The 6,295-nt window shown below is 55.1% G+C and carries 7 protein-coding genes and 3 tRNA genes; all 10 read left to right on the forward strand.

Translation table 11 applies throughout. The annotated features are described in order from the left end of the window. The first annotated feature begins 212 nt into the window (after positions 1-212). The 10 genes from ybgC (at position 213) to AB5Y92_RS00145 (ending at position 6,293) form a co-directional block, all read left to right on the forward strand. Complete coding sequence (gene ybgC / locus AB5Y92_RS00100) at positions 213-620, forward strand: tol-pal system-associated acyl-CoA thioesterase (RefSeq protein ID WP_337074956.1); 408 nt, start codon at positions 213-215, stop codon at positions 618-620. After that, positions 610-1,299 carry a protein TolQ gene (gene tolQ, locus AB5Y92_RS00105; protein WP_005335735.1) on the forward strand — a complete coding sequence of 230 codons (690 nt, stop codon included), beginning with the start codon at positions 610-612 and terminating at the stop codon, positions 1,297-1,299. The genes ybgC and tolQ overlap by 11 nt, the downstream gene beginning before the upstream one ends. Continuing rightward, the gene (gene tolR, locus AB5Y92_RS00110; protein WP_005354757.1) at positions 1,299-1,745 is read left to right on the forward strand and encodes a protein TolR; all 447 of its coding nucleotides are present in this window, start codon (positions 1,299-1,301) and stop codon (positions 1,743-1,745) included. Before tolQ ends, tolR begins: the two co-directional genes overlap by 1 nt. Positions 1,746-1,750: 5 nt before the next feature. Beyond that, complete coding sequence (tolA, locus tag AB5Y92_RS00115) at positions 1,751-2,884, forward strand: cell envelope integrity protein TolA (RefSeq protein WP_013723471.1); 1,134 nt, start codon at positions 1,751-1,753, stop codon at positions 2,882-2,884. A gap of 95 nt (positions 2,885-2,979) precedes the next feature. After that, positions 2,980-4,305 (forward strand): Tol-Pal system beta propeller repeat protein TolB, encoded by a 1,326-nt coding sequence (tolB, locus tag AB5Y92_RS00120; protein WP_005335728.1) that lies wholly within the window; start codon positions 2,980-2,982, stop codon positions 4,303-4,305. Positions 4,306-4,354: 49 nt separating this feature from the next. Continuing rightward, positions 4,355-4,879 (forward strand): peptidoglycan-associated lipoprotein Pal, encoded by a 525-nt coding sequence (pal, locus tag AB5Y92_RS00125; RefSeq protein ID WP_005313284.1) that lies wholly within the window; start codon positions 4,355-4,357, stop codon positions 4,877-4,879. A gap of 158 nt (positions 4,880-5,037) precedes the next feature. Continuing rightward, positions 5,038-5,838 carry a tol-pal system protein YbgF gene (ybgF, locus tag AB5Y92_RS00130; protein ID WP_064341673.1) on the forward strand — a complete coding sequence of 267 codons (801 nt, stop codon included), beginning with the start codon at positions 5,038-5,040 and terminating at the stop codon, positions 5,836-5,838. A gap of 174 nt (positions 5,839-6,012) precedes the next feature. Beyond that, positions 6,013-6,088: transfer RNA gene (locus AB5Y92_RS00135), tRNA-Lys, on the forward strand. Between the two features lie 31 nt (positions 6,089-6,119). After that, positions 6,120-6,195, forward strand: a tRNA-Val gene (locus AB5Y92_RS00140). A 22-nt stretch (positions 6,196-6,217) separates the two neighbouring features. Beyond that, positions 6,218-6,293 (forward strand) — tRNA-Lys (locus AB5Y92_RS00145). Positions 6,294-6,295 lie beyond the last annotated feature (2 nt).

The following is a 6,295-nucleotide window of genomic DNA, read 5'->3' on the forward strand; positions in this document are numbered from 1 at the left end:
GCTTTCATCTGAAAAGCCTGCCCGGACGTGTGCTGTTCAATCCCTGGCTCGCCTGGCCCAGTTTGTTGTATGGCCTCTGGCTGACACATTCATATTTCCTTTCATAAAAAACGGGGGGAGGCAGGATTTCCCTGTCTCCCCCTGCTTCTTTCCTATTCAGCCCTGCGCTATGATAGCCCCCCATCTGACTGTCGAATGGATCACAGATTGTTATGGGGGAAGTCTTTGAGTTTCCGGTGCGTGTCTACTACGAAGACACCGACGCCGGGGGCATCGTCTACAACGCCAATTATCTCAAGTTTATGGAACGTGCTCGCACCGAGTTTCTTCGTGCCAAAGGGGTCGAACAGGACGTCTGGCTGCAGGAGGGATATGCCTTCGTGGTGAGCCGAACTGAGATCGATTTCCGCTCGGCGGCCCGTTTTAATGAACTATTGAATGTATTAACGCAAGTGATTGAAGTGAAACGCGCATCCCTGCGCTTTTCGCAGCAGATCCTGGCGGCTGATGGACGACTGATCACCCGGGCCATGGTACAGATAGCCTGTGTCAGTCATCCGCAAATGAAACCTGTAGCTATACCTGAAAAAATCAAGGGAGTGCTGTTAAGTGCACGCTGAAATTTCGTTTATTGGCCTTTTTTGGCAAGCCAGCCTGTTGGTAAAACTGGTCATGATGACCCTGATGAGCATGTCTATTGTCTCGTGGGCGCTGATTATCCAGCGTTCAAAGGCGATCAAGGCGGCCAATCTCGCATCGGAACAGTTTGAAGATCGCTTCTGGTCAGGGGTCGATCTCAATCGCCTCTATCAGGAGTCCTCTTCCCGCCGCGATGATATCGAAGGCATGGAAGATATCTTCTACTCCGGCTTCAAGGAGTATGCCCGCTTGCTCAAGGCCGGTGCCCGTGGTCAGGATGCGGTGATGGATGGTACCTACCGCGCCATGCGTGTCTCCCTCTCCCGCGCGGTGGATGATCTGGAATCCAACCTGCCGGTGCTGGCGACCATCGGTTCCATCAGCCCCTATATCGGTCTGTTCGGTACCGTATGGGGGATCATGAACGCCTTTATCGCCCTGGGTCAGGTGCAGCAGGCTACCTTGCAGATGGTGGCACCGGGTATCGCGGAAGCGCTGATCGCTACCGCCATGGGTCTGTTTGCCGCTATCCCGGCGGTTATCTTCTACAACCGCTTCTCCAACAAGGTCGAGCGGCTGGAGAACGCCTACGCCAACTTCATGGACGAGTTCACCACCATTCTGAACCGTCAAATTGCACAGCAGCAGGGTGATCAGTAATGCAAACCTATCAGCGGATCCGGCGCAAGAAGGTGGCCGAGATCAACGTGGTTCCCTATATCGACGTCATGCTGGTGCTGCTTATCATCTTTATGGCAGTCACGCCGGTGATCACGCAAGGGGTCAAGGTGGATCTGCCACAGGCTGAGTCCGAGCAGTTGCCGGAAGATGCCAAGCCGCCCTTCATCGTCAGCGTCAATACCGAAGGCGAGTATGTCATCAAGGCTGGTGAAGCCGATGACGAGCCGGTGCCAAGCGGCACGCCAGAGGCGATGCAGCAATACATCACCGAAAAAGCCATGGGCTATCTGGCGATCAACCAGAATGCCCCCGTGGTGGTCGCGGGTGACAAGGCCGTGCGCTACGAAGAGGTGATCCTGTTGATGGTGGCCCTCAAGAAAGCGGGTGTGCCTCAGGTTGGCCTGATGACAGATCCGGTGAACTAACGGAGATGGATGTGAAGCGTGGTATTTCCGGTTATCTCATCGCGTCGTTTCTGCTGCACCTGATCATCGGCATCATCCTGTTTGTCGGGCTCGATTTCAGCAAACCGAAACGACCCGAATCGAAGGGGCAGATCGTCAATGCCGTCATGCTCGATGAGAACTTCCTCAACGAGCAGGCCAAGCAGATCCAGCAGCAGAAATCTCAGCCCAAGCCTCAAAAGGTAGAGAAAGAGAAGGATAAGGAAGACACGGATCTCGCCAAGCGCGAGCTGGCTCAGAAACAGGAGCAGCTTCGCATCGCCGAGACCAAGCGCAAGCAGGCCGAAGAGGCGACTCGCAAGGCCGAGGCCGAAAAGCAGAAGAAGGTGGCCGAGCAGAAGCAGGCGGAAGAGAAGGCCCAAAAAGCCGAGGAAGCCCGCAAGCTGGAAGAACAGAAGGCCAAGAAGGCCGAAGCCGAGCGTAAAGCGGCGGAAGCCGAAAGCAAGGCGTTGGCGCTGAAGAAGAAAAAGGAACAAGAGAAGAAAGAGGCCGAAGAGAAGGCAAAGGCGGCAGAAGCCAAGGCCAAGAAAGCGGAAGCTGACAAGAAGGCCAAAGCCGAAGCCGAGAAGAAAGCCAAGGCAGAAGCAGAGAAAAAAGCCAAAGCCGAGGCCGAGAAGAAGGCCAAGGAAGAGGCTGAGAAAAAGGCAAAAGCTGACGCAGAGAAGAAAGCCAAGGCAGAAGCCGAAAAGCAGGCCAAGATCGCGGCTGAGCGCAAGCGTAAAGCCGCCGAGCAGGCCAAGCTGCAAAAAGAGATGGAAGAGATGATGCAGCAGCAGCTGTCGGCTGAGGCCAATGCCCGCAGTCAGGCGGCATCGGCAGCAGCCCAGGGCGAAGTCGACAAATATGCGGCGCTCATCAAGGCCACTGTTGAGCGGTATATGATTTTGGATCCCACCATGCGGGGCAAAACATGTACTATCGGCGTACGTCTTGCGAGCAGTGGCTTTGTCATATCGGTAGATAACGGCCAGGGTGACCCGGCGGTCTGTCGTTCCGGTAAGGCGGCTGTTCTGAAAGCCAATCAACTGCCTGTGCCCAAGGATCCTGCGGCATTCGAGATGTTGAAGGAATTTAACCTGAAGTTAGAACCGAGTATCTAAGCGTGATAAAACGAGGTTGCTTGCCTCCGGTTGGCAACCTCTCGCCGAGAAAGGAATTTAACCTCTCATCTATATTGGAACCGAGTATTTAAGCCATGATCAGAAAAGTATTTTTTGCTTTGGTTGGCTGTTTGTTGCTGGGCCAGAGTGCCCAGGCGGCCCTGGACATCGTCATCACCGGCGGTATTGATAGCGCACGCCCCATCGCCGTCGCCCCCTTCAAGTGGGAAGGTAACGGGCAGTTGCCGCAGGACATCGCGGAAGTGGTCTCCAACGACCTGATGCGCAGCGGCAAGTTCAAGCCGCTGGCCCGTGGCCAGATGCCGCAGACCCCGAGCAGCAGCAGCGAGATCAACTTCGCTCCCTGGGCCTCCCAAGGGGTTGAAGCCGTGGTGGTGGGTTCCATTTCGGCAGTCGGTGACGGCACTTACAAGGTCAACTTCGAGCTGGTCGATGTGCTGAAAGGCCAGCTGGCCAAGGCGCAAGGTGGCGAGAGCAACGGTTACATTCTGGATAGCCGCATGGCGACCATCCCGGGGGCCCAGATGCGCCAGTTTGCCCACCGTATCTCAGATATCGTCTATGAGCGTCTGACTGGCGAGCGCGGTGCCTTCCTGACCCGTCTGGCTTATGTCTCTGTACAGCAGGGTACCCAGTTCCCGTACCAGCTGCGTATTTCTGACTACGACGGTTACAACGAGAAAACCCTGCTGCGCTCCCGCGAACCGTTGATGTCTCCAGCCTGGTCGCCGGATGGCAGCAAGCTGGCTTACGTGAGCTTCGAGAACCAGAAGTCCGAAATCTACGTACAGGATATCTACACCCAGCAGCGCAGCCTGATCACCAGTTTCCGCGGTATCAACGGGGCGCCGGAGTGGTCTCCGGATGGTCGTCGTCTGGCTATCGTTCTCTCCAAAGATGGTTCACCGAACCTCTATGTGGTTGATGTCGCTAGCAAGCAGCTGACCCGCGTCACAACCAGCCGTGTGATCGACACCGAACCCTCCTGGATGCCGGACGGGCAAAATTTGTTGTTCACCTCTGAACGTGGTGGCAAACCCCAGATTTATAGCGTAAATTTGGCGACTGGTATGACTCGCCGGATGACTTGGGAAGGTGAATCCAACCAGGGTGCATCCATCACTCCTGATGGCAAAATCATGGTGATGGTGACCCGTGTTCAGGGACAGTATCGTATTGCCCGTCAGGACATGGAAAACAATGCCCTGTTGGTCCTTACCCAGAGTGCTCTGGATGAGTCGCCAAGTGTGGCTCCCAATGGCAGCATGATCATTTATGCCACCATCTATCAGGGTCGTAAGAGTCTCGCGTTGGTGTCGACTGATGGTCGCTTCAAGGCTGTGCTTCCGACCAGTAGCGGTGAAATTCGTGCACCAGCTTGGTCGCCCTTCTTGAATTGATAAAAATCCAATTGTTTTTTGTTTTGTTATAAAGGTTTAAGGAAATAGCATGCAACTCAATAAACTGCTCAAGGGTTTGGCCATCGCACTGCCACTGTTCACCCTGGCCGCTTGTAGTTCTTCTTCTGATTCCGACGCCGCTGGCGCTGAATCAGGTATGACCGACGGCATGGGCGGTGTACAAACCGGCGGCGCCAACGGCATGTTGTCCCCGGAAGAGCAGATGCGTCAGAAGTTCGAAGCACTGCAGCGTGACAACGTGATCTACTTCCCGTTCGACGGTTACGATATCCAGGGTCAGTACGCTGATCTGCTGGATGCCCACGCCAGCTACCTGCGCGAGCGCCCGAGCGTTAAAGTCCTGATCGAAGGTCACGCCGATGAGCGCGGTACTCCGGAGTACAACATCGCCCTGGGCGAGCGTCGTGCCAAGGCTGTTGCCAAGTATCTGCAAACCCTGGGTGTGCAGGCCGAGCAGCTCTCCATCGTCAGCTATGGCGAAGAGAAGCCGCTGGATCTGTCCCACACCGAGGATGCCTTTGCCAAAAACCGCCGCGCGGTTCTGGTTTACTAAGGTTTAAACCGAACGAAGTTCGTTTATATGCAAGCGGCCATTTCGATGGCCGTTTTATTTGCACTAAACGCCAAGGTTTGATCCGAATGAAATCTGTATATGCGAGCGACGATGGCGCTGGCCGTTTTATCTGTACTAAACGCTAAGGTTTGATCCGAATGAAATCTGTGTACAAGCAAGCTGTCGTTGCGCTGGCCGTAATGGTTGCTCTGAATGCGCAAGCTGCGGCTCCTGTCAGCGATCTGGGCGGTGACTCGGGTGGTGGCGTTGTCCTTAGTGGCAACAACGGCGCCATCGTGCCCACCGGTAGCCTGGAAGATCGGGTTGCCCTGCTGGAGCGCACCCTCAATGCCCGTCTGCGGCTGCAAGCTGAATTGCAGCAACAGGTCGACTCCCTGCAAGGGGAGGTCTCCGAGCTGCGGGGTCAGCTGGAGCAGCAGACCTACCAGATGGAACAGTCGCAAGAGCGCCAGCGTCAGCTCTATCAGGAGCTCGACAAGGTTGCCAGCAGCCAGCAAGCTGCTCCAGCCGCCCCGGCCCCCGCTGCTGCCACACCGGCTGCTGCCGCCAATTACTCAACCAATCAGGATGAGAATCAGGCCTACGACGCAGCGGTCAACATGGTGCTCAAAGAGAAGAACTACGACAAAGCCATTCCGGCTTTCCAGGGCTTCATCAAGCAGTACCCCAATTCGGGCTATGTTCCCAATGCACACTACTGGCTCGGCCAGCTGCTGTTCAACAAGGGTGACAGAGCCGGAGCCTCGGCCCAGTTTTCGACCGTGGCCAACAAATACAGCAAATCCCCCAAGCGAGCCGATGCGCTGCTGAAGCTGGGTATGCTGGCGCAACTGGATGGCAAGAAGGCGGAAGCCAAATCCTTCTATGAGCAGGTGATCAAGGGCTATCCCAACACCTCGCCAGCCCAGTTGGCCAAACAGAGTCTGGCCAAGCTGTAACATTGCTGTATGTCACTGTTTTCGTAACGCTACTGTAAAAACAGCCTGCATTTGTACGCACAGTGAGCAAACGGATTTAAATTACGAATTTTCTGTTGCACCGGAAATTTAAATCCGTAATATAGGCCGCCGTCAGAGCCGAAGCAGTAATGCAGTCGGAACTGGTCGTGGTGAGGGTCGTTAGCTCAGTCGGTAGAGCAGTTGACTTTTAATCAATTGGTCGCTGGTTCGAATCCAGCACGACCCACCATTTTCTCCACTCGGTGGAGACAGAATTCCCAGGTCGTTTAGCTCAGCTGGGAGAGCACCTCCCTTACAAGGAGGGGGTCACTGGTTCGATCCCAGTAACGACCACCAGTTTGAAAAAAATGATTTAGATGGGTCGTTAGCTCAGTCGGTAGAGCAGTTGACTTTTAATCAATTGGTCGCTGGTTCGAATCCAGCACGACCCACCATC

Source organism: Aeromonas sp. R1-1, from assembly GCF_040908495.1.
Lineage (GTDB): Bacteria > Pseudomonadota > Gammaproteobacteria > Enterobacterales > Aeromonadaceae > Aeromonas > Aeromonas veronii.